The 20,434-nt window shown below is 68.2% G+C and carries 20 protein-coding genes; 11 read left to right on the forward strand and 9 right to left on the reverse strand.

Annotated features, from left to right (window positions below):
* Window positions 1–113 precede the first annotated feature (113 nt).
* On the reverse strand, window positions 114–914 hold the full coding sequence (locus tag CFB89_RS22070) for an SDR family oxidoreductase (RefSeq protein WP_089470570.1): 801 nt from the start codon (window positions 912–914) through the stop codon (window positions 114–116).
* 132 nt (window positions 915–1,046) lie between these two features.
* On the opposite strand from CFB89_RS22070, the gene CFB89_RS22075 reads away from it, so the two are divergent.
* Complete coding sequence (locus tag CFB89_RS22075; protein WP_089469728.1) at window positions 1,047–2,006, forward strand: GlxA family transcriptional regulator; 960 nt, start codon at window positions 1,047–1,049, stop codon at window positions 2,004–2,006.
* A gap of 75 nt (window positions 2,007–2,081) precedes the next feature.
* Window positions 2,082–2,804, forward strand: a complete 723-nt coding sequence (locus tag CFB89_RS22080) for an epoxide hydrolase family protein (RefSeq protein ID WP_089469729.1) — start codon at window positions 2,082–2,084, stop codon at window positions 2,802–2,804.
* Window positions 2,805–2,910: 106 nt separating this feature from the next.
* On the opposite strand, the gene CFB89_RS22085 is transcribed toward CFB89_RS22080, so the two are convergent.
* Complete coding sequence (locus tag CFB89_RS22085) at window positions 2,911–3,402, reverse strand: 2,4'-dihydroxyacetophenone dioxygenase family protein (protein ID WP_089469730.1); 492 nt, start codon at window positions 3,400–3,402, stop codon at window positions 2,911–2,913.
* Window positions 3,403–3,572: 170 nt separating this feature from the next.
* On the opposite strand from CFB89_RS22085, the gene CFB89_RS22090 reads away from it, so the two are divergent.
* Genes CFB89_RS22090 through CFB89_RS22100 form a run of 3 tightly spaced genes read left to right on the forward strand, consistent with a single transcriptional unit; the run spans window position 3,573 to window position 5,654 of the window.
* A complete protein-coding gene (locus CFB89_RS22090; RefSeq protein WP_089469731.1) occupies window positions 3,573–4,043 on the forward strand; it encodes a MarR family winged helix-turn-helix transcriptional regulator in 471 nt (156 codons plus the stop codon).
* 37 nt (window positions 4,044–4,080) lie between these two features.
* Window positions 4,081–4,416, forward strand: coding sequence for a hypothetical protein (locus CFB89_RS22095; RefSeq protein ID WP_089469732.1), 336 nt, complete (start codon window positions 4,081–4,083; stop codon window positions 4,414–4,416).
* Entirely contained in the window at window positions 4,413–5,654 is a 1,242-nt protein-coding gene (locus CFB89_RS22100; RefSeq protein WP_089469733.1) for an MFS transporter, read from the forward strand. The genes CFB89_RS22095 and CFB89_RS22100 overlap by 4 nt, the downstream gene beginning before the upstream one ends.
* A gap of 31 nt (window positions 5,655–5,685) precedes the next feature.
* Here CFB89_RS22100 and CFB89_RS22105 read toward each other — a convergent pair whose 3' ends face one another.
* Window positions 5,686–6,636 (reverse strand): LysR family transcriptional regulator, encoded by a 951-nt coding sequence (locus tag CFB89_RS22105; protein WP_069616503.1) that lies wholly within the window; start codon window positions 6,634–6,636, stop codon window positions 5,686–5,688.
* 105 nt (window positions 6,637–6,741) lie between these two features.
* On the opposite strand from CFB89_RS22105, the gene CFB89_RS22110 reads away from it, so the two are divergent.
* Both CFB89_RS22110 and CFB89_RS22115 read left to right on the forward strand, forming a co-directional pair.
* Window positions 6,742–8,097 (forward strand): aspartate aminotransferase family protein, encoded by a 1,356-nt coding sequence (locus CFB89_RS22110; RefSeq protein ID WP_089469734.1) that lies wholly within the window; start codon window positions 6,742–6,744, stop codon window positions 8,095–8,097.
* Window positions 8,098–8,146: 49 nt separating this feature from the next.
* Window positions 8,147–9,664, forward strand: a complete 1,518-nt coding sequence (locus tag CFB89_RS22115) for a CoA-acylating methylmalonate-semialdehyde dehydrogenase (RefSeq protein WP_089469735.1) — start codon at window positions 8,147–8,149, stop codon at window positions 9,662–9,664.
* A gap of 131 nt (window positions 9,665–9,795) precedes the next feature.
* On the opposite strand, the gene CFB89_RS22120 is transcribed toward CFB89_RS22115, so the two are convergent.
* Window positions 9,796–10,170, reverse strand: coding sequence for a hypothetical protein (locus tag CFB89_RS22120; protein WP_050010995.1), 375 nt, complete (start codon window positions 10,168–10,170; stop codon window positions 9,796–9,798).
* Window positions 10,171–10,574: 404 nt separating this feature from the next.
* Between CFB89_RS22120 and CFB89_RS22125 the strand changes: the two genes are divergently transcribed.
* Window positions 10,575–10,952 carry a nuclear transport factor 2 family protein gene (locus CFB89_RS22125; protein WP_089469736.1) on the forward strand — a complete coding sequence of 126 codons (378 nt, stop codon included), beginning with the start codon at window positions 10,575–10,577 and terminating at the stop codon, window positions 10,950–10,952.
* 95 nt (window positions 10,953–11,047) lie between these two features.
* On the opposite strand, the gene CFB89_RS22130 is transcribed toward CFB89_RS22125, so the two are convergent.
* Window positions 11,048–11,851 (reverse strand): helix-turn-helix transcriptional regulator, encoded by an 804-nt coding sequence (locus CFB89_RS22130; RefSeq protein WP_089469737.1) that lies wholly within the window; start codon window positions 11,849–11,851, stop codon window positions 11,048–11,050.
* Window positions 11,852–11,983: 132 nt separating this feature from the next.
* On the opposite strand from CFB89_RS22130, the gene CFB89_RS22135 reads away from it, so the two are divergent.
* Both CFB89_RS22135 and CFB89_RS22140 read left to right on the forward strand, forming a co-directional pair.
* Window positions 11,984–13,390, forward strand: a complete 1,407-nt coding sequence (locus CFB89_RS22135; protein ID WP_089469738.1) for an APC family permease — start codon at window positions 11,984–11,986, stop codon at window positions 13,388–13,390.
* Window positions 13,391–13,454: 64 nt separating this feature from the next.
* Complete coding sequence (locus tag CFB89_RS22140; protein ID WP_089469739.1) at window positions 13,455–14,564, forward strand: P1 family peptidase; 1,110 nt, start codon at window positions 13,455–13,457, stop codon at window positions 14,562–14,564.
* A gap of 138 nt (window positions 14,565–14,702) precedes the next feature.
* Here the strand turns inward: CFB89_RS22140 and CFB89_RS22145 are convergent, their stop codons facing one another.
* Complete coding sequence (locus tag CFB89_RS22145; RefSeq protein ID WP_069616510.1) at window positions 14,703–14,915, reverse strand: hypothetical protein; 213 nt, start codon at window positions 14,913–14,915, stop codon at window positions 14,703–14,705.
* 136 nt (window positions 14,916–15,051) lie between these two features.
* Window positions 15,052–17,235: an FUSC family protein gene (locus CFB89_RS22150; protein WP_089469740.1), complete on the reverse strand. Its 2,184-nt coding sequence runs from the start codon at window positions 17,233–17,235 to the stop codon at window positions 15,052–15,054.
* A gap of 199 nt (window positions 17,236–17,434) precedes the next feature.
* On the opposite strand from CFB89_RS22150, the gene CFB89_RS22155 reads away from it, so the two are divergent.
* A complete protein-coding gene (locus CFB89_RS22155) occupies window positions 17,435–18,382 on the forward strand; it encodes a LysR family transcriptional regulator (RefSeq protein WP_089469741.1) in 948 nt (315 codons plus the stop codon).
* A 130-nt stretch (window positions 18,383–18,512) separates the two neighbouring features.
* On the opposite strand, the gene CFB89_RS22160 is transcribed toward CFB89_RS22155, so the two are convergent.
* Together CFB89_RS22160 and CFB89_RS22165 are read right to left on the reverse strand one after the other, a co-directional pair.
* The gene (locus tag CFB89_RS22160) at window positions 18,513–18,815 is read right to left on the reverse strand and encodes a DUF4148 domain-containing protein (RefSeq protein ID WP_089469742.1); all 303 of its coding nucleotides are present in this window, start codon (window positions 18,813–18,815) and stop codon (window positions 18,513–18,515) included.
* A 228-nt stretch (window positions 18,816–19,043) separates the two neighbouring features.
* Window positions 19,044–20,186: a porin gene (locus CFB89_RS22165; RefSeq protein WP_089470571.1), complete on the reverse strand. Its 1,143-nt coding sequence runs from the start codon at window positions 20,184–20,186 to the stop codon at window positions 19,044–19,046.
* Window positions 20,187–20,434: the final 248 nt, after the last annotated feature.

Consider the following 20,434-nt stretch of genomic DNA (forward strand, 5'->3'; position numbering starts at 1 on the left):
TGCGCCGGATGCATCGACGCGGCGGGCCGGACGATGCCGGCCGGCCCCCGCTCGGTGAGCAACGGCCACGCGAGATGCTGGCCTGGCCCGGGCGCGATGCCGATACCGTCCGGCTAGCGCACGGCCGCGTAGCGCGGCGCGGGCGTATCGGCCGACAGGTGCGGCGCCATCGTGCGGCGCGCGGCCTCGTATGCGTCCCATTCGTCGCCCGCGTGCAGCGACGGGATCGTCACGAGTTCGCCGCGATCGAACCCGACCAGCGCCGCATCGACCATGTCCGGCGCCGTCATCACGATTTCCTTCGGCAGATGCTCGAGCGGCAGGCCGCCCGTCTGCCAGAAATCGGTGGCCGTCGCGCCGGGCAGCACGGCCTGCACCTGCACGCCCTTGTCGGCGAGTTCGTGATGCAGCGACTGGCTGAACGCGAGCACGAACGCCTTGCTGCCGCCGTACACGCCGTTCAGCGTTTCCGGCGAGATCGCGACGATCGACGAAATGTTGATCACCGCGCCGCGGCCGCGTGCGACGAAGCCGGGCACGGCCGCATAGGTCAGCCGCGTGAGCGCGGTCACGTTCAGGTCGATCATCCGCGTCATCGCGTCGACGTCGCTGTCGAGCAGCGGCGCATGCGTGCCGATGCCCGCGTTGTTCACGAGCAGCGTGATGCTCGCGTCCTGTTTCAGCTTCGCTTCGACGGCGGCGAGCGCCGCGCGGTCGTTGAGGTCCGCGTCGACGATCTCGACGCCGCGCTGCGTGTCGTTCGTGATGCGCTCGGCGAGGGCGTTCAGCCGGTCGCGGTTGCGTGCGACCAGGATCAGGTCGTAGCCGCGGCGCGCGAGGCGATCGGCGTAGACGGCGCCGATGCCCGACGACGCGCCGGTGATGAGGGCGGTACCGCGATGTGCTTGCGTCATGATGTGCTCCGTTTCGATGAGGATGGCCGGATGGCGTGAAGGCATTCTGGCCTCGAAACGCGGCGACACAAATGACGTAGATGGGTATGATTCCGGACATCGGGCCATTCGGCACGAAACCGGAGAACGCAGATGCACCGAATCGGCTTTCTGATCAGCGACGGCTTCCAGATCATGGCGCTCGCCGCGCAGTCGGTGTTCGAGTACGCGAACGTGGGCATGGACGCGCCGTTCTACACGATGGACAACTATTCGGTCGACGGCGGCGACGTGCGCTCGTCGCTCGGGCTGTCGGTCGCCACGCGCGCGCTGCGCGGGCGGCTCGGCGTCGACACGTGGATCGTCGCGGGCGTCAACGATCCGCTCGCCGCGCCGGCACCGGCCGGCGTCGTCGCCTATCTGCGCCGCGCGAATGCGCATGCGCGGCGGATCGCCGGCATCTGCACGGGCGCGTTCGTGCTGGCCGAGGCCGGGTTGCTCGCGCAGCGTCGCGCGACCACGCACTGGGCGTTCGGCCGCGACATGCAGCGGCACTACCCGGAGATTCGCGTCGAGGACGACCGGATCTTCATCGTCGACGGCCCGATCTGGACGTCGGCCGGAATGACGGCCGGCCTCGATCTCGCGCTCGCGATGGTGGAAAAGGACCTCGGCGCCGACGCCGCGCGGTCGGTCGCGCACAAGCTGGTGATGCATCAGCGCCGCGCCGGCGGCCAGTCGCAGCATTCGGAAATGCTCGAGCTTGCGCCGAAATCCGACCGGATCCAGAACGCGCTGAACTACGCGCGGCAAAATCTCGGCCGCGCGCTGACCGTCGAGGAGCTGGCCGAGGCCGTGCACCTGAGCCCGCGCCAGTTCAGCCGCGTGTTTACGCTTGAAACCGGGCAGTCGCCGGCGAAGGCGATCGAGCGGCTGCGGCTCGAATCGGCGCGGCTGATGATCGAACAGAGCCGCCATCCGCTCGACGTGATCGCGAAGGAGAACGGCTTTCGTGACCGCCGGCACATGCGCGACGCGTTCGTGCGCGGGTTCGGCGTGCCGCCGCAGGCGTTGCGGCGCGACGCACGGGCGGATGAGCGGGAAACGGGCTGACGCGCGCGGCCGCACGCCAGCGCGGGTCGGAAAAATCGCGCAGAATTTCGTCGACATGTTTCGCGAGGAGACACGATGCACGCCGAGCCGTTCGACATTGCGATACCCGATCAAGCACTTGACGAACTGCGTCGACGCCTGCGCGACACCCGCCCGCCGAACCTGACGCCTGCCGAGCCGTGGCAGCAGGGCGTCGAGGGTGCGTGGCTGCGCGAGCTGGCCGCGTACTGGGCCGACGGGTTCGATTGGCGTGCGGCGGAACGCGCGCTGAACCGGCTGCCGCAATTCGTCGCGGACGTCGACGGCCGGCGCGTGCATTTCGTGCATCGGCGCGGCACCGGCCCGAAACCCTATCCGCTCGTCGTCACGCACGGCTGGCCCGGTTCCGCATTCGAATTCCACGCGCTGATCGATCGCCTGTGCGATCCGGCCGCGTTCGGCGGCGATCCGGACGACGCATTCGACATCGTCGCGCCGTCGCTGCCCGGCTTCCTGTTTTCTCCGGCGCCGACGGCGCCCGGCACGTCGGCGCTTCAGGTCGCCGACTGCTGGGCGGAATTGATGGCCGGCCTTGGCTACCGACGCTTTGGCGCGCAGGGCGGCGATCTGGGCGCGGGCGTGCCGGTCGCGTTCGCGCGCTTTCCGAAGGAAATCAGCCGTCCGCCGCGCGGTTGGCTCGAACGCGTGTTCGACGTGGCGCAGTGGACCGACATGCCGAGCGGCGGTCATTTCGCGGCGATGGAAGAACCGGATTTGCTTGCCGACGATATTCGGCGGTTTTTCAGGCGTTTCCGATAACGCGCGGAGCGGCCGGCGAAGCGGGCGAAGGACGTCGGTGGCCATCCTGGCGATCGGGTGCGGCCGTATCGCGCGGATCGCGCCGCGCCGACGCCTGTCCCGAGTCTTACCGCGTAACGAACGCCGTGGCCGCATCCGGCGCCGTACGCGCATGCTTGCGCTGGCGCAGCAGCGCGACGCGGCAGTTCTCGCGCGCCGTTTCGCGGCCGTCGTCGTCGAGCAGCACGAGGTCGCCGCGCATCACGTTCAGCGTGATCACGTCCTCGCCCGGCGCGCCGAGCGTTTCCGGCGTATGCACCGAGCCGGCCGGTTCGAGCACCGTCGAGCCGGCGTGCGCGACCCAGTCGTATTCGCGGTAGCGCCATGCACCCTGCAGCGTATGGACGAACACCTCGCCATCATGCCGATGGCGCGGCAGCGTGCCGCCGGCCGGCATCTTCAGCAGCGCGGTGAGCGTGTCCTCGGCCGCGTTGATGTGCAGGTACTTGATCGCGAGCCCCGGCAGGTCGGCGCTCATCGGCAGCCACGGCAGCGCGTCGCCGGGCAGGCACGAGATCGGCGGCAGGTCGGTGGAGAACGGGGCGGACGGCTGCGTCATGGCGGAAGGCGGCGCGGAAACGGGAGAAGCCCGCATTATCGCAGAGCCGGCTCGAGCGGCCGGACGGGGGCGGCATCGCGGCGAAAGCGGGTGCGGGTGCTCCGATCCTTACGCGATGAAATATACAGTCAAACTGTACAGTTTGGCTGTCGATATGCTATCTTGAATTCATGAATTCCCCCTTGTCTCCCCCTGACACGCTGCCGCTGGCCGGCCTCGCCGGCGAACTCCGCATCTCGGTCGGCAAGCTGATGCGGCGAATGCGGGAGCAGGCCCATCCGAACGACCTCACGTCCTCGCAGAAATCGGTGTTGCTGCGGCTCGATCGCGACGGCCCGGCAACCGTGTCGGCGCTCGCACGTGCCGAAAGCGTGCGTCCGCAGTCGATGCGCGTGACGGTCGCGACGCTGGAGGCGCTCGGCGCGGTCGCCGGCGCGCCCGATCCGACCGACGGCCGGCAGACGCTGATCGCGCTCACGCCTGGCTTCCGCAAGGTGCTGCAAGCGAACCGCGCGGCCAAGGACGACTGGCTGTTCCGTGCGCTGCACGCGCAACTGTCGGCGGCGGAACAGGCCGAGCTCGCGGCGGCCGTGAAGCTGTTGCAGCGGCTCGCCGAATTCCAGGACCCGGCACGTCCGTAAACCGTATCGACCCGCTCGCCGAAAGGATGGCCCGCCCATGAACTTCCTGCATCTCGTGTCGTACTTCTTCTGCGGCGCGTTTCTCGCGAACGCCGTGCCGCATCTCGTCAGCGGCCTGCGCGGCGAGCCGTTCCAGACGCCGTTCGCGAATCCGCCCGGGCGCGGGCTGTCGTCGTCCACCGTGAACGTGGTGTGGGGCGTCGTGAACCTCGTCGTCGCTTATGCACTCGTGCGCCGGATCGGCGATTTCGACCTGAAGATCACGGCCGACGCGGCGGCGTTCGGCCTCGGCATCCTCGTTCTGGGGCTGTTCCTCGCGCGGCATTTCGGCGAACTGCACGGCGGCAACGCGCCCGACCGGGAGCGGCGATGAGCGTGTCGGCCGCGGGCGTGTTCCGCTCGCTTCGCAGCTTCAACTATCGCGTGTGGGCGATCGGGTCGTTCGTGTCGAACATCGGCACGTGGATCCAGCGCACCGCGCAGGACTGGCTCGTTCTCACGCAGCTCACGCATCACGACGCATCGGCGGTCGGCACGGTGATGGCGCTGCAGTTCGGCCCGCAATTGCTGCTGTTGCCGTGGACCGGCTACGCGGCCGACCGCTTCGACCAGCGCAAGCTGCTGATGGCCACGCAGGCGCTGATGGGTGCGCTGGCGCTCGTGCTCGGCGTGCTGACGGTCACCGGCGCCGTGCGGCTCGAGCACGTGTATGTGTTCGCATTCCTGTTCGGCTGCGCGTCGGCGTTCGACGCGCCGGTGCGGCAGACCTTCGTCGCGGAACTCGTCGGCGACCGCGAGCTTGCGAACGCGGTCGCGCTCAATTCGACGTCGTTCAACGCCGCGCGGATGGTCGGCCCGGCGGCGGCCGGCTTCCTGATCGCATCGGTCGGCACCGGCTGGGCGTTTTTCGCGAACGGGCTCAGCTTCTTCGCGGTGCTGGCGTCGCTGTCGCGGCTTCGGGAAGACGAGTTGCGCGCGAACGTACGGGCCGGCCGCTCGCGCGGCAGCCTGCTCGACGGGTTCCGCTACGTGTGGCGCCGCCCGGACCTGACCGCGATCCTCGTGATGCTGTTCCTGATCGGCACGTTCGGGCTCAATTTCCAGTTGTTCATTTCGACGATGGCCGCCAGCGTGTTTCACGTCGATGCGCGCGGGTTCGGCTTCCTGTCGTCGATGATGGCGGTCGGCACGATCTCGGGCGCGCTGCTCGCCGCGCGCCGCGAGCAGCCGCGGTTCCGTCATCTGTGGATCGGCGCGGCGCTGTTCGGGCTCGGCTGCACGTTCGCGGCGCTGGCGCCCGGCTACTGGTCGTTCGCCGCCGCGCTGGTGCTGACCGGCATCGCCGCGATCACCTTCATGAATTCCACGAACAGCTTGATGCAGCTCTCCACCGAGCCGGCGATGCGCGGCCGCGTCATGGCGCTGCGCCTCGCGGTCGCGCTGGGCGGCACGCCGATCGGCGCGCCGGTGGCCGGCTGGGTCGCGAACCATCTCGGCCCGCGCTGGGCGCTCGGCGTCGGCGCGGCGTCCGGGTTTGCCGCGGCGCTCGTCGCGACCCATTTCGTCACGCGCGGGCGGGCGCGGCCGCGCGCGGCCGACGACGGGGCCTGAACGAAACCGAAACCGAAACCGAAGCCGCCGGCTAAGCCGCCGGCAACACCGCCGCATGCGCGGCTTCGAGGCACGACTGGAACAGCAGCGCTGCCCGCGACGGCCGCGGCGAGCGCCGCAGCAGGCTCACGAACCGGCACCGGTAATTGAACCGGTGCGGCGCGATCGGCTGCATCAGCCCCTTGTTTTCGAAGCTCTCCGCGTAGTGATCGGGCAGGAACCCGAGATAGCGGCCCGACAGGATCAGCGTCGCGATCGACTCCTGGTCCGACGCGGTCGCGCTGCGCGTGAGCTTTGCGCGGTGGCTCAGCTCCATGTTCGGCGAATGGAAGCCGAGCCCCGCGAATGCGTGGTGGCGGATCGTCGTCCACGTGAGCTTGCCGTGCGGTGCGTCGAAGAGCGGATGCTGACGGCCGCAGTAGAGCAGCATCCGTTCGTCGAACAGCGCCGAATACACGAGGCTGCCCGAGTTGCGGTGCGCGGGAATGATCCCGACGTGGTAGCTGCCGTCGATGACCCCGCGCTCGACCTCGTTGATCGACGCGACGTGCAGGTTCAGCGCGACGTCGGGCGCTTCGTCCGCGAACTGGCGGATCGCGTCGCCCAGGCGCGCATGCGGGTTGGTCGCCGTCTTGTCGAACACCGCGATGTGCAGTTCTCCGCCCATCTTGTCGTGAATGCCGTCGATCCGGCTGCGAAACGCTTCCATCGACGCGAGCAGCCGCAGCGTTTCCTCGTAGACCGTCTGCCCCTCGGGCGTCAGCGTGAAGCCCGCACGGCCGCGCCGGCACAGCACGAGGCCGAGCCGCGTTTCCAGATCCTTCACGTGCCGGCTGATCGTCGAGATGCCGATATTCAGCTCCAGTTCGGCCGCCGCCATCCCGCCGCACTGCACGACGCCCTTGAAGACCCGCAGCAGGCGGAGATCCATGTCGCTGAGCTGCCCGAGCAGCGCGCGGCTCTTCGGTTTCTTTGCTTGCATCATTGCGCAAGTGAACATTGATATTGCGATATTCAAAAGACTAATTGGCGTCCCGACAATGCGCAATATCAATACGAGAAGGAGGGGCGCGCCGCGCCGACCGACATGACCGACATCACCACCGCCCAGCACGACGACACGAACCTCCGCACCGACGCCGCATGGCTCGACGCGCACTGGATGCCGTTCACGGCCAATCGCCAGTTCAAGGCCGATCCGCGCCTGATCGTGTCCGGCAAGGGCGCGTATTACACCGATGGCGAAGGCCGCAAGATCTTCGACGGCCTGTCAGGCCTCTGGTGCACGGGACTCGGTCACGGCCGCACGGAAATCGTCGAGGCGGTGAGCCGCCAGGTCGCCCAGCTCGACTACGCGCCGGCCTTCCAGTTCGGCCACCCGAAATCGTTCGAGCTGGCCAACAAGATCAAGGAACTGACGCCGGCCGGCCTCGACTACGTGTTCTTCACGGGCTCGGGCTCGGAAGCGGCCGACACGTCGCTGAAGCTGGCCCGCGCGTACTGGCGCGCGAAAGGCAGGGGCACGAAGACGCGCCTGATCGGCCGCGAGAAGGGTTACCACGGCGTGAACTTCGGCGGTATCTCGGTCGGCGGGATCGGGCCGAACCGCAAGCTGTTCGGCCAGGGCCTCGACGCCGATTTCCTGCCGCATACGCAACTGGCCGAGAACAAGTTCTCGCGCGGGATGCCCGAACACGGCGCGGAACTGGCCGACCGCCTGCTCGAGCTGATCGCGCTGCACGACGCGTCGAACATCGCGGCCGTGATCGTCGAGCCGTTCTCCGGTTCGGCGGGCGTAGTCGTGCCGCCGAAGGGCTATCTGAAGCGCCTGCGCGACATCTGTACCGCGCACGACATCCTGCTGATCTTCGACGAGGTCATCACGGGCTTCGGCCGGGCCGGCGCGATGACGGGCGCCGACGCCTTCGGCGTGGTGCCGGACATCATGAACTTCGCGAAACAGGTGACGAACGGCGTGCAGCCGCTCGGCGGCGTGATCGCGACGAAGGAAATCTACGATACGTTCATGGCCGCGGGCGGCCCCGAGTACATGCTCGAGTTTCCGCACGGCTACACGTATTCGGCGCACCCGGTTGCATGCGCGGCCGGCGTCGCGGCGCTCGACTTGCTGGTGAAGGAAGATGCGGTGGCCCGCGTGCGCGATCTCGCGCCGCATTTCGAGGCGGCCGTGCACGGGCTGAAGGGCCAGCGCCACATCGCGGACATCCGCAACTACGGGCTGGCCGCCGGCCTGACGATCGCCGCGCTGCCGGGCGAGCCGGCGCGGCGCCCGTACGAGATCGCGATGCGCTGCTGGGCGAAGGGTTTCTACGTGCGCTACGGCGGCGACACGATCCAGCTCGCGCCGCCGTTCATCGCCGAGAAGCGCGAGATCGACAACCTCGTCAACGCGCTGTCCGACGCACTGAACGAAGTGGACTGAGCCCGCGCGCGTTCCAAGCGACAACCGAATTCACGAACGAGCCTGAACGATGAAACACGACAGCAATGTGACTTCCACCGTCGGCCACCTGATCGACGGCAAGCGCGTCGACGGCGGCAGCCGGGTCCAACCGGTGTTCGACCCGGCCACCGGCGAATCGCACAAGAGCGTCGCGCTCGCCGACAAGCTGACCGTCGAAGCGGCGATCGCATCCGCGCAGGCCGCGTTCCCGGCCTGGCGCAACACGCCGCCGCTGAAGCGCGCCCGCGTGATGAGCCGCTTCAAGACGCTGCTCGAGGAGCATGCGGAAGAACTGTGCGCGCTGATCACGGCCGAGCACGGCAAGGTGCTTGCCGACGCGATGGGTGAACTGCAGCGCGGGATCGAGAACGTCGAATACGCGTCCTACGTGCCCGAACTGCTGAAGGGCGAGCACAGCAAGAACGTCGGCCCCGCGATCGATTCGTGGAGCGAGTTCCAGGCGCTCGGCGTGGCCGCCGGCATCACGCCGTTCAACTTCCCGGTAATGGTGCCGCTGTGGATGTGGCCGATGGCCGTCGCGTGCGGCAACACGTTCGTGCTGAAGCCGTCGGAGCGCACGCCGTCGTCGACGCTGCGCATGGCCGAGCTCGCGCTCGAAGCCGGCCTGCCGCCGGGTGTGCTGAACGTCGTGAACGGCGACAAGGAAGCGGTCGACACGATCCTGACCGATCCGCGCGTGAAGGCGGTGAGCTTCGTCGGCTCGACGCCGATCGCCGAAACCATCTATTCGACCGGCTGCGCGCACGGCAAGCGCGTGCAGGCGCTCGGCGGCGCGAAGAACTTCGCGGTCGTGATGCCGGACGCCGACATCCCCAACGCGGTGAACGCGCTGATGGGCGCCGCGTACGGCTCGTGCGGCGAGCGCTGCATGGCGATTCCGCTCGTCGTCGCGATCGGCGACGACACGGGCGACCAGGTCGTCGCGGGGCTGAAGGCCGAGATCGAGAAAATGAAGGTCGGCCCGGGCAACGGCGCGGGCGTCGACATGGGCCCGCTCGTCACGCAGCAGCATTTCGAGAAGGTGACGGGTTTCGTCGAAGCGGGCGTGGCCGCGGGCGCGACGCTCGTCGTCGACGGTCGCGGCGTGAAGGTCGACGGCCACGACGGCGGCTATTACCTCGGCCCGTGCCTGTTCGACAACGTGAAACCCGGCATGCCGATCTATCAGCACGAGATCTTCGGGCCGGTGCTCGGCGTGATCCGCATGAAGTCGCTCGACGACGCGATGGCGCTGATCGACGCGCACGAATACGGCAACGGCACGTGCCTGTTCACGCGCGACGGCGAGGCGGCGCGCTACTTCAGCGACAACATCCAGATCGGCATGGTCGGCATCAACGTGCCGCTGCCGGTGCCGGTCGCGTATCACTCGTTCGGCGGCTGGAAGCGTTCGCTGTTCGGCGATCTGCACGCGTACGGCCCGGATGCGGTGCGGTTCTACACGAAGCGCAAGACGATCACGCAGCGCTGGCCGTCGGCCGGCGTGCGCGAAGGGACGGTGTTCAGCTTCCCGTCGAACCGCTGAGTCGACGCGCGCGCCGGCAACATGCAGCCGGCGCGACGTAAGAAGGCGCCGCCGAGGCCCGCCCCGATCGACGATCGGAGGCGGGCTTTTTTACGTCCCGGCGAAACGCGCGGAACGCGTCGACAGCAGGTTCAAGGCGCGACCACGTGCCACACGTTCTTGAAGTTGTCGCCGTTGCGTTCGCCCTGTTTCATGTCCTTCGAGTAGAAGTACAGCGGCTTGCCCTTGTACGCCCATTGCGGGCTGCCGTCGTCGCGCTTGACGATCGTGTAGGGGCCGACCGGTACGTCGGTCGCACTGGCCTTGTACGGCGGCCAGAGGGTTTCGCATGGGCCTGAACAGGCGCTGGTGCCGGCGTTGGGCTTGTCCTTGTCGAACGAGTAGACGGTCATCCCGTTCGCGGCGACGAGTGCGCCGTTTTCTTCCTTCGTGATGGAACCCTGGGCCGTGGCCGAAGCTGACGCAATGGCGAGCAGGGCGGAGCTGACGAGCAGCGCGGCTTTCATGAGTGCCTCCTGATAATCCGGTGGGCGGCCGCGATTGCGTGCACGGGCGAGCGTGCGCCGGAATCGCGATGAATGGTGCCGGAGCACGGCGCCGTCGCCGCCCCCCGCGAGCGACGTCGGGGCGAAAGGCGGCAAACGGAGCGCCTTATTCACGATAGGCGGTTTTTGGCGGTGCTGCGAGAAGATCGGGGGGCATATCGGCGGCGCGCACGCAGTGCGCAACGGCGCGACGATCGTCGTCGTGCCCGGGTATTCGGCATCCGTCCCCGAGCCCCAGCCGCGCGTGCGTTGCGGCGGCAACGACCCGGATACGGGTTTGCGTGGATGACATCGCGCGCATTCCGCCGGAATATCGTCGTCAGCGCGAGCCCGGCTCGCGCCGATCCTTCCGGGAGGGGACGACGATGCTTCAGGATCCAGGCGATGTCGCGCGCGCCAGCTATCGCGCGTATGTCGACAAGGACCGCGACGCGATCGAAGCGCTGATCGCGCCGGATTTCCATTTCACGAGCCCGCTCGACAACCGGCTCGATCGCGATGCGTATCTCGCACGCTGCTGGCCGAACAGCGCGATGCTCGCCGGTTTCGAATTCGTCGACGTCGCCGTGCACGGCGAATACGTGTTCGTCGTGTACGAAGCCGTGACGACCGCCGGCAGGCGGTTCCGCAACGCCGAACGGTTGCGCGTTCGCGATGGCCGGCTCGTCGAGGCCGAAGTGTATTTCGGCTGGTACGTGCCGCATCCGGCACCGGATGGCGGGTTCGTCGAATCGGGCAGGTGAATGCAATCGCGCGGTGCGAAGCCGACGTTTCGCCGTCGCCCCGCCCGCGCAGGGCCGCCTGCCGGCGCGTCGCCGGCCGACGGCGCACGCGCCGCTCAACCGGCTGCGTCGTTTTCCCCCAGCGCCTGAATGAACCGCGAAAACAATTCGGGCTGTGAAGAAATCCCGAGCTTCGCGTACAGGTGCCGCCGATGCACCTTCACCGTTTCGGGCGAGATCGCCAGCCGTTCGGCAATTGCCTTGGACGAATTGCCGCGCAGCACCATTCTTGCGATCGCCATCTCGCGATCGGTCAGCACACCCGCGCCGAAGCGCGCGAGCGCCTGCTCGACGCGCGCGCCGAGGTCCGCGTCGGGCGCGGCGCGCGCGGCATCGCCCGCCAGCCGCCAATGCTGCCGGATGACCGCGAGCACCCATGGCATCGCGGCCGTCAGCTTGCCGAGCGGCTCGACGTCGAAGCGCGTCGCCGCACCGAGCGACAGCGACAGCAGCGTGTCGGCATTCGGCCGCACGAGGATCTGGATCTCGTCGTCGCCGACCGCATCGCGGAAGTAGCTCTGGAAATACTCGCTCTGCCGGAACAGGTCGGGCGCGACTTCCTCGAGCCGGTAGCAGCCGTCGGCGAGCCCGTCGTGCGCGGCCTGCAGGAACGGATCGAGCAGATATAACCCGTTCAGGTAAAGCGGCACCGGCGACGCGGAGTCGGTGCCGCCCGTGTCGTATTCGTCGAGCACGAGCGGCACGCCGTCGCGGCCGATCGCGGTCGCGAGCGCGTTGTCGAACGGCGTCATTTCATTGAGCAGCAGCACGAGGAACCGCCAGAAGCGCGGCTGGCCGAGATGGTCGATCGCGCGGCCGAGCGCCTGATGCATCGCGATTTCGGAAAAGAGACGATCCATACCACCACCGGAAGGGCGTAACACGAAGGGGGAATAGCGGTCCTGAAATTGGCTTCCTAGACTGCCACGCAATCAATCGGGCCCGAGTATGGGTGTTCAAAAAAAGGCGGCAAAGGAACAAAGGAGCACGAAATGGCGATGATGTCGGAATCGACGGGCACGCTGCAAGCGGCGCCTGCAACGGAAGACGCGCCGCGCGCGCTGTCGCAGACGCTCAGCGTGCGCGACGCAGTGATGATCACCGTATCGGGCGTGACCCCGGCCAGCTCGATCTTCGTGATCGCGCCGTTCGCGATCCAGCAGGCCGGCAGCGGCGCGGTGCTGTCGTTCGTGCTCGGCGGCGTGCTCGCGCTGGCGTTCGCGCTCTGCTATGCGGAACTCAGCGCCGCGCACCGCAGCGCGGGCGGCGAATACGTGATGGCCAAGCGCGTGTTCGGCACGCTGCCCGGCTACCTGACCTTCATCACGGTGCTGTCCGTCAGCGTGTTCATCCCGGCCGTGCTCGCCAGCGGCGCCGCGCCGTACCTGAACAGCGCACTCGGCACGCACTTCGGCAATCAGTCGGTCGCGCTGACGATCGTGCTGCTCAGCTATCTGCTCGGCATGCTGAATATCAAGACGAATGCGTGGATCACCGGCGCGTTCCTGGTCGTCGAAATCGGCGTGCTGATGCTGATCGCCGGGCTCGGCTTCGGGTCGCCGCATCGCGGCGCCGAAGTGCTGATCGCACCGGTCGTCGCGAGCGGCAATGCGCTCGTGCCGGCCACGCTCGCGGCCATCGTGCCCGCGATCGGCACCGCGATCTTCTGCTACAACGGCTTCGGCTCGGCGGCCTATCTCGCGGAAGACCTGCGCGGCGGCAATCGCAACGTCGCGAAGGCGGTGATCTATTCGCTGCTCGTGATTCTCGTCGTCGAGCTGGTGCCGCTCACCGCGATCGTGCTCGGCGCGCCGTCGCTGACGGAACTGACGAAGAGCGCCGATCCGATCGGCTATGTCGTGCGCTCGCTGAGCAATCCGGCCGTGTCGCGCGTGATCAGCGGCGGGATCTTCCTGTCGGTGTTCAACGCGATCATCGCGATCGTGATCGCGATGGGCCGCCTGCTGTACAGCAGCGGCCGGCATGCGCTCTGGTCGCGCACCTGCAACCGCGCGTTCTCGACGATCCATCCGCGCCTCGAATCGCCGTGGCTCGCGACGATCGCGCTCGCGATCCCGTCGGCCGGGCTCGTGTTCGTGTCGAGCCTCGACGAGCTGACCGCGTTCACGGTCGACCTGTTGCTGCTGATCTACCTCGTCGTCGGGCTGGCCGCGCTTGCGAGCCGGTTCGTGCGCCGCGACGTCGAGCATCATTACCGGATGCCGCTGTGGCCCCTGACGCCGCTGGTCGCTGTGGCGGGCGCCGCATACACGCTCTACACGACGCTCGCGACGGCGACGAAGCCGACCGACCTGATCATCATCGCCGGGCTGCTGGTCGCGGCGCTCGTGATGTACGCAGCGTGGGCGCGCCACAGCGCGGCATTCCGTGCGCTCTGAGCATCGGGTCGACACCCTGTATCACCGCTACACCGAATCATTGAAAGACGGGAGGAATGACATCATGCGCACGAGGGATCTCGGCATCCGCATCGGACTCGGCACGCCGGGCCGCTTCAACGCGATCACGGACGTAGCGGGCGTGCGGGTCGGTCATTGCACGCTGAACGTGGCGAACGGCGACGCATCGATCCGCACCGGCGTCACCGTCATCGAGCCGCGCGCGGGCGCCGCGCACGATTCGCCGTGCTTCGCGGGCGTGCACGTGCTGAACGGCAACGGCGACGCGACCGGGCTCGAATGGATCCGCGAAGCCGGCCTGCTGACCACGCCGATCGCCTATACGAACACGCACAGCGTCGGCGCGGTGCGCGACGCGTTGGTCGCGAACGAACGCGAAGCGGCGGCCGGCCGCGTGTACTGGTGCATGCCGGTCGTGATGGAAACCTACGACGGGCTGCTGAACGACATCTGGGGGCAGCACGTGAACGCCGCGCACGTGCAGCGCGCGCTGGCCGCCGCGCAGCCGGGGCCGGTCGCCGAAGGCGGCGTGGGCGGCGGCACGGGCATGATCTGCCACGAGTTCAAGGGCGGCATCGGCACCGCGTCGCGCGTGCTGGCGAGCGACGCGGGCGGCTGGACGGTCGGCGCGCTCGTGCAGGCGAACTACGGCGTGCGCGAGATGCTGCGCGTGGCCGGCTACCCGGTCGGCGAAGTGCTGCGGCACGTGCATTCGCCGTTTCGCGAAGCCGAAGCGAAAGGCGAGGCCGGCATGGGTTCGATCGTCGTCACGATCGCGACCGACGCACCGTTGCTGCCGCATCAATGCAGGCGTCTCGCGCAGCGCGCGAGTGTGGGGCTCGCCCGCGTCGGCGGCGGCACCGAGGATTCGAGCGGCGACATCTTCCTCGCGTTCGCGACCGGCAACGCCGGCTTGCCTGCCGTGAATTACGGCAGCAAGGGCACGCCGACCACCGACGTGCGGATGGTCAACAACGACCATATTTCCGCGCTGTTCGTCGCGGCGGCGGAAACGGTGGAGGAAGCGATCGTGAATGCGTTGGTTGCAGGCGGCGACGTCGAGTCGCGCGGGGCGCGGGTCGAAGGGCTCGGGCAGGCGCGCTTGCTGGATGCGTTGCGCGAAGTGGGCTGGCGGCCGGGGCGCGGCGCCTGAAACGGCAAGCGCCGCTTCAATCGAAGCGGCGTGGTGCAGGGCGGCGATGCGGCGATCGGCCGGACCGCCGTTCGCCCGCGCACGTCATGCATGCGGTGCGGGCGATGCGGGCATGGCCGTGACGACGCGGCGTCATGCTCAACTGCCGAAGTAGATGTTGCAGAAGCTGACGGGGCCGACGCATGCGTTCGGGTCTTCCTGCTTCGATTGCGCACGATCGACGCGGCCGGCGGCCTTGACGGCCTCGGCGCGGTTCGCCTGTTGCGGTGCGGCGTCTGCCGGCGCCGGCTGCGCGTGGGCGACGGCAGCGGTGAGCGACAGGGCAACGAGGGCGAGGTGCAGCGGCTTCATTTTGTTTCTCCTGGGTGAGTGCCAGTCTCGCTGGCAGTGAGGAAACTATAGGCTCGCACTGCTTAAAGATTAATCACCACGCCTGGAGAGCTTATTTCCATCCGGAACAACGATCCCGTTGCGCGCGCATCGATCTTCAATGGCGGTGCCGGTTGAACGGTGCGTCCTTGTCGAGCAGCGCGCTGCGCATGAAGTGCAGGCAGCCGACGATCCGCTGCATGTTGCGCCGCGCGTCGGGCACCGCGTACCACGCCTGCAGCGCGTGCTGCGCCGCGCGGATCGCGAGATTCACGGATTTCAGCGTGCGCGCATGGCGGGCGGGCGTCGGATCGTCGAAGAAGCGTGGCAGTTCGAGCAGCACCGCATCGATCGACCCGGTCCAGCGCAGCATCTGCGGCGGCTTCGCCGCGCCGAACGCGTGCAGCTCGTCGCGCAGGTCGATGACCGCGTGGCCGATCTCGAGCGTCGACAGCATCCAGCGCAGCGCATCGCGATGCTGCCGCGTGCGGCGCACCAGCAGCGTCCGCAGTTGCGCCATCAGGTCATGCGTGCTCGACTGGAAGCGCTGCGCGAGGCCGTCCGGCGCGCCTTCGCACGCAAGCGTCACCTGGCGGCGCAAGTCGTGCGCGATCCGGCTGGTCAGCCAGGGCATGTGGGTGGGGAACACGACGGCGAACACGAGCGAGCACGCAAGCATCGCGACGACGACCGCCAGCCCGTTGTTGATCAGCACTTCGGGCGTATACGCGATCGTGTTGTCGGGGCCCGCGAGCAGGCAGAAGAACACCGCGAAGCCGATCCCGTAGCCGGACAGGCCGGGCCGCATCGCGAGAAACGCGCCGAGGCCGAGCACGGGGGCGAGCGCCGCGCACAGCAGCGGAAAGCCGTCGATGTTCGGATAGACGTAGCACAGGAACAGATAGCCGACCGCGGTCGCGAACGCCGCGCCCGCGCCCATTTGCGCGACGAACTTCGGCGCGCGCGGCGACGTCGAGCTGAGCGCGCACGCGATCGCGGTGGCGATCACCGCGAGCGAGCCGCTCGGCCATTCGGACGCGATCCAGAACGCGCTCATCGCGCCGACGGCGACCACCGTGCGCAGGAACGCGAAGCCGACGAAGAACGCATTGGTTTTCACCGCGTAATGCGTGACCGAGCGCTCGAACGCGTGATCGTCCTGATCGAGCGACGCGTAGGTGTCGACGTAGCCGAGATATTCGTCGATGAACCGGTACAGCAGTTCGATCGCGGTATCGAAGTCGAGCAGGCCGCCGGCCGCATGGTCCTCGATGGCCCGCCGCGACGCGCGCGCGGCCTTCGGCAATGCACCGTGGAAGCGGCGCAGTTCGAGCAGCGCGCCCGTGGCCGGCGCGATGCCGCGCGGGCGTTCGTCGCGTAACGCGGCAAAGCGCAGCGCCAGCGCGTCGACGTGCGGCGCCAGCGCATCGAGCACCGCGTCCGACTGACTCGCACGCAGCCGTTTGACGAGCTGATGCAGCGCATGCAGCCGCGTGCATGCGTTCATGAACTCGCTGTTCAGCCGCGCGAGCCGGCGGCTGCGCGCGCGAATGTGCGGATCCTCGAACGACGCGAACGCGCGGTTGGCTTCGAAGCCGACGATATCGTCGACGAAATCGGCGAAGCGCCGCTCGAAATCGCCGCGCGCGACGTCGCCCGAGAGCGCGCCGGCCGTGAACGCCGCGAACGTCGCGTGGCGTGCGCTCAACGAGCGCATCAGCGCCTTCGCGGAACTCAACGGCAGGATCAGCGCGCTGACCGCGCCCGAGCACGCGATGCCGAGGGCGACTTCGGCGGCGCGCGTGAGCGCGGACTGGAACAGCGTCTGCGGCGTCATCACGGCCGGCAGGCCGATCAGCGCGGCCGTATAGCCGGCGAGCACGAAGCCGTACCAGCGGAAGTGGCGGTTGCGTACCGCGAGCGCGATGCAGCCGCCGATCCACAGCGTGATGCCGGCCATGTACAGCTCCGGCTGCTGCGCGAACAGCCCGCCGAGCGCGAGCGCGCCGACGAGGCCGGCCGCCGTGCCGAGCACGCGGTAGAAGCTCTTCGCGAACACCATCCCCGACAGCGGCTGCATCAGCACGAACACCGTCGTCATCGCGGTGCGCGGCTGCGACATCTCGAGACGCATCGCGATGCCCATCGCCAGCAGCGCCGCGAGCACGGTTTTCGCGAGGTGCAGCCAGATCATCCCGTCGGTCGTGGCCCAGTCGCGCGCCGCGTTGCCGAGCGGATCGAGCCATCGCCTCCATCGTGCCGGTTCGATGGAAGGTCGCGCGATCGCAGGTGGTGGCTTCATGAAAAGAGGGCCCAAGGCCGACCGCGCGAGCTGCCGCGGCGGGTCCGAACGGGTCCGTTCGACTGGTGAGGCGCCGATTGTAGGAGTGCGGCGCCCGCGCATTAACGCAGCTGCGGGGAAACGATAGTTGCAGCCGGAGTAACAATCTGTCGCATCCGGTGGAGGAAAATGGCGGCTCCGCTACAGGTCGCTCACAGGAATGGATACCCTACAAAACATGCGGGTGTTTTCGCGCGTCGTCGAGACGGGCAGCTTCACCGCCGCCGCGCAATCGCTGAATTCGACGACGGGCGCGATGTCGCGCGCGGTGTCGGAGCTCGAGGCGCGCTTGCGCACCCGTCTGATGAATCGCTCGACGCGGCGTCTCGCGCTCACGTCGGCCGGCGAAAGCTATCTGCGGCGCTGCCGCCAGATCCTCGCCGACGTCGACCGCGCGGAAGAAGAGGCGAGTTGCGCGCACGAGCGCCCGGCCGGCGTGCTGCGCATGCACAGCTTCGCGAGCGTCGGTCATCACTATGTCTTGCCCACGCTGACGCGCTATCACGCGCAATTCCCGGACGTGTCGATCGAGCTGTCGCTGTCGCAGCGCATGCCCGACCTGTTCGACGGCACGAGCGACACGGCCGTCGTCACCGCGTCGTCGCTGCCCGATTCGGAACTCGTGTCGCATCTGCTCGGCTCGACGTTCAGCATTCTGTGTGCATCGCCCGACTACGTGAAACGGCACGGCGTGCCGGCCCGCCCGCAGGATCTCGCCGCGCATGCGTGCCTGACGCTGTGTACGCCGGCGTTTCCGACGCACGAATGGGTGCTCGAAGGGCCCGAAGGCGTCGAGCAGATCCACGTCGCCGGGCCGGTGCAGACCAACACCGCCGAATCGCTCGCGCTCGCGATCCGCGACGGCATCGGGATCGGCATGCTGCCGCTGTATTCGGCGATCGACGCGCTACGCGACGGCACGCTCGTCCGCGTGCTGCCCGCGCATATCCTGCAGAAGATGAACGTGTATGCGCTGTACCCGTCGCGCCGCTTCGTCGATGCGAAGGTGCGGACCTGGGTCGAGATGCTGCGTGCGCAGGTGCCGACGATGATCGCGCGCGACGTCGAGATGCTGAACGCGATCGGCCGCGAACCGCAGGCCGCCTGAGCGCAGGCCGCCTGAGCGCAGGCCGCCTGGACCCCGCGCGCGCATCGGCGCGCGGCGGGTTGCTTCATTTCATGACCATGCCAAAACCACGTCGCTCGCCATGCACGCTTGATGCGAGCGACGCGCGTCGTCACAGCGCGGGCTTGGCCGCCGCGCCCGATTCGGTTGCCGGCTCGCCGGCCGGGCCGTACGCAGCCCGCGCCGCTTTCCGCTCGGCAAGACGCTTCGCCTGCAGTCGTTCCTGCGCCGCGAGGACGTCGTCCGGATAGTTGCCGACTTCCCCGCGCGCCGGGTTGTAGCCGACCGATTCGAGATCGATCAGCTCCTGCAGCACCTGCGCGCGCGTGACGGGCGACTTCGCCTGCTGGGCGAACGACAGGGCCGGTGCGGCAAGCAGGACGGCAGCGGCGGCGGTAACGACGAGCGATTTCACGAGGTTCTCCTGAATAAGGGGTGGGTGGCCGGATCGACACGCGGTGCGCGGCGCCGACCTTCGACGTCAGTCTACGTAGCGAGTCCGCGTGCAAACACCCCGATTCCAGGAGGGCTGCGTTCCAGAAGGAACAACATTGGCGTCGTCGTCCGCGGCCGCCGGACCCGTGTGTGCACGGCGCCCGTGCACACGGGCGCCGTGCATACGGACGACGTCGCGCGATGCCCGTCAGAACCGCGTGCGCATGCCGATCGTGCCGACCACCTGGTTCGCGGTGCTCGATGCGCCGCCCGACGTATTGATGAACGCCTGGTAGCCGCGGCCCGACGCATGCTGGAACATCGCTTCCGCGTACAGGTCGGTGCGGCGCGACAGCTTGTACACGGCCTGCAGGTTCGCCTGATGCCATTTCGGGTCGGTGCCGTGTTTGCTGTCGGGATTCGACACGCTGGCGTCCGTGTACACATAGGCCGCGCCGACGCTGATGGCCGGCGTCACCGCATAGCGCACGTTCACGTCATAGTTGTTGAACGCGATCTGGCCGCTGGAGCCGAACGCGCCCGTGTTGTCGTACTGCGAACGCGTGTAGACGAAGCCGACGGTCGCCGGGCCGAACACGTAGCTGACGCCGCCGCCGTAGGTGCGCATGCGGTCCGAGCCGATCGACCAGCCGCCCTGGTTCAGGCTCTTCGCTTCGGCCGAATCGGTCGCGCCGGGGCTCGCGCTCGTCGAGCCCTTCGTGCCGTTCATCTGCAGGTAGGCGCCGGCCAGCTTCAGCGGGCCGTTCGTGTAGCTCGCGGCCATGCTGTACGCGCGGTTCGCGCTGAAGTTCGCCGAGTTGGAGAACGCGTACAGCGCGCCGACCTTGAAGCCCGCGATCGTGTCGCTCGTGTACTTGACCGCGTTGTTGATGCGCAGCGAGTGGTTCAGGTTGTCGTTGTCGAACGGATGCGCGAAGCCTGCATCGCCGAAATCGCCGGACGTCGCGGACAGCGGCGCGACGAAGTCGACCATCGTGTCGTACTGCCGGCCGAGCGTCAGCGTGCCGTAGCCGGCCTGGCTCAGGCCGACATACGCGTGACGGCCGAACAGCTTGCCGTCCTGGCCGAGCCCGCCGTTGTTCGCGTTGAAGCCGTTCTCGAGCACGAACAGCGCCTTCAGGCCGCCGCCGAGATCCTCGGTGCCGCGCAGGCCGAAGCGGCTGCCGTTGATCGTGCCGGTCGCCATGCGCCACTGCGACGCGCCGTTCACGTTGTTGGTATAGGCGATGCCGGCGTCGATCAGGCCGTACAGCGTGACCGAGCTCTGCGCGTGGGCGAGCGGCGCGAACAGGGCGGCGGCGCACGCGCCGGCGATCAGGGTTTTTTGCATCATCAAGCTCCTGCGTGTGGGACGGGAAACCAAAGTTCGGCGCAAGTATAGGAATGCGCGTCGCGCGCACGGGCCGAGCGGCCGCGAGCGCACTGTTCCGGATCGTGCAAGAGTCGTTCACAAAACCGACACGACGCGATGCGCCCGCGCCGGCCGGCGGTTCCTGCGCGATGGCCGGCCCGCAGCTTCCGTCCGGCGCGGCCCGGCTGTCGTGTCGATGCAACATGCGCGGTACGTGCGCGCATCGC

This window comes from Burkholderia sp. AU16741 (assembly GCF_002223345.1).
In the GTDB taxonomy this organism is placed as follows: Bacteria; Pseudomonadota; Gammaproteobacteria; order Burkholderiales; family Burkholderiaceae; genus Burkholderia; species Burkholderia sola.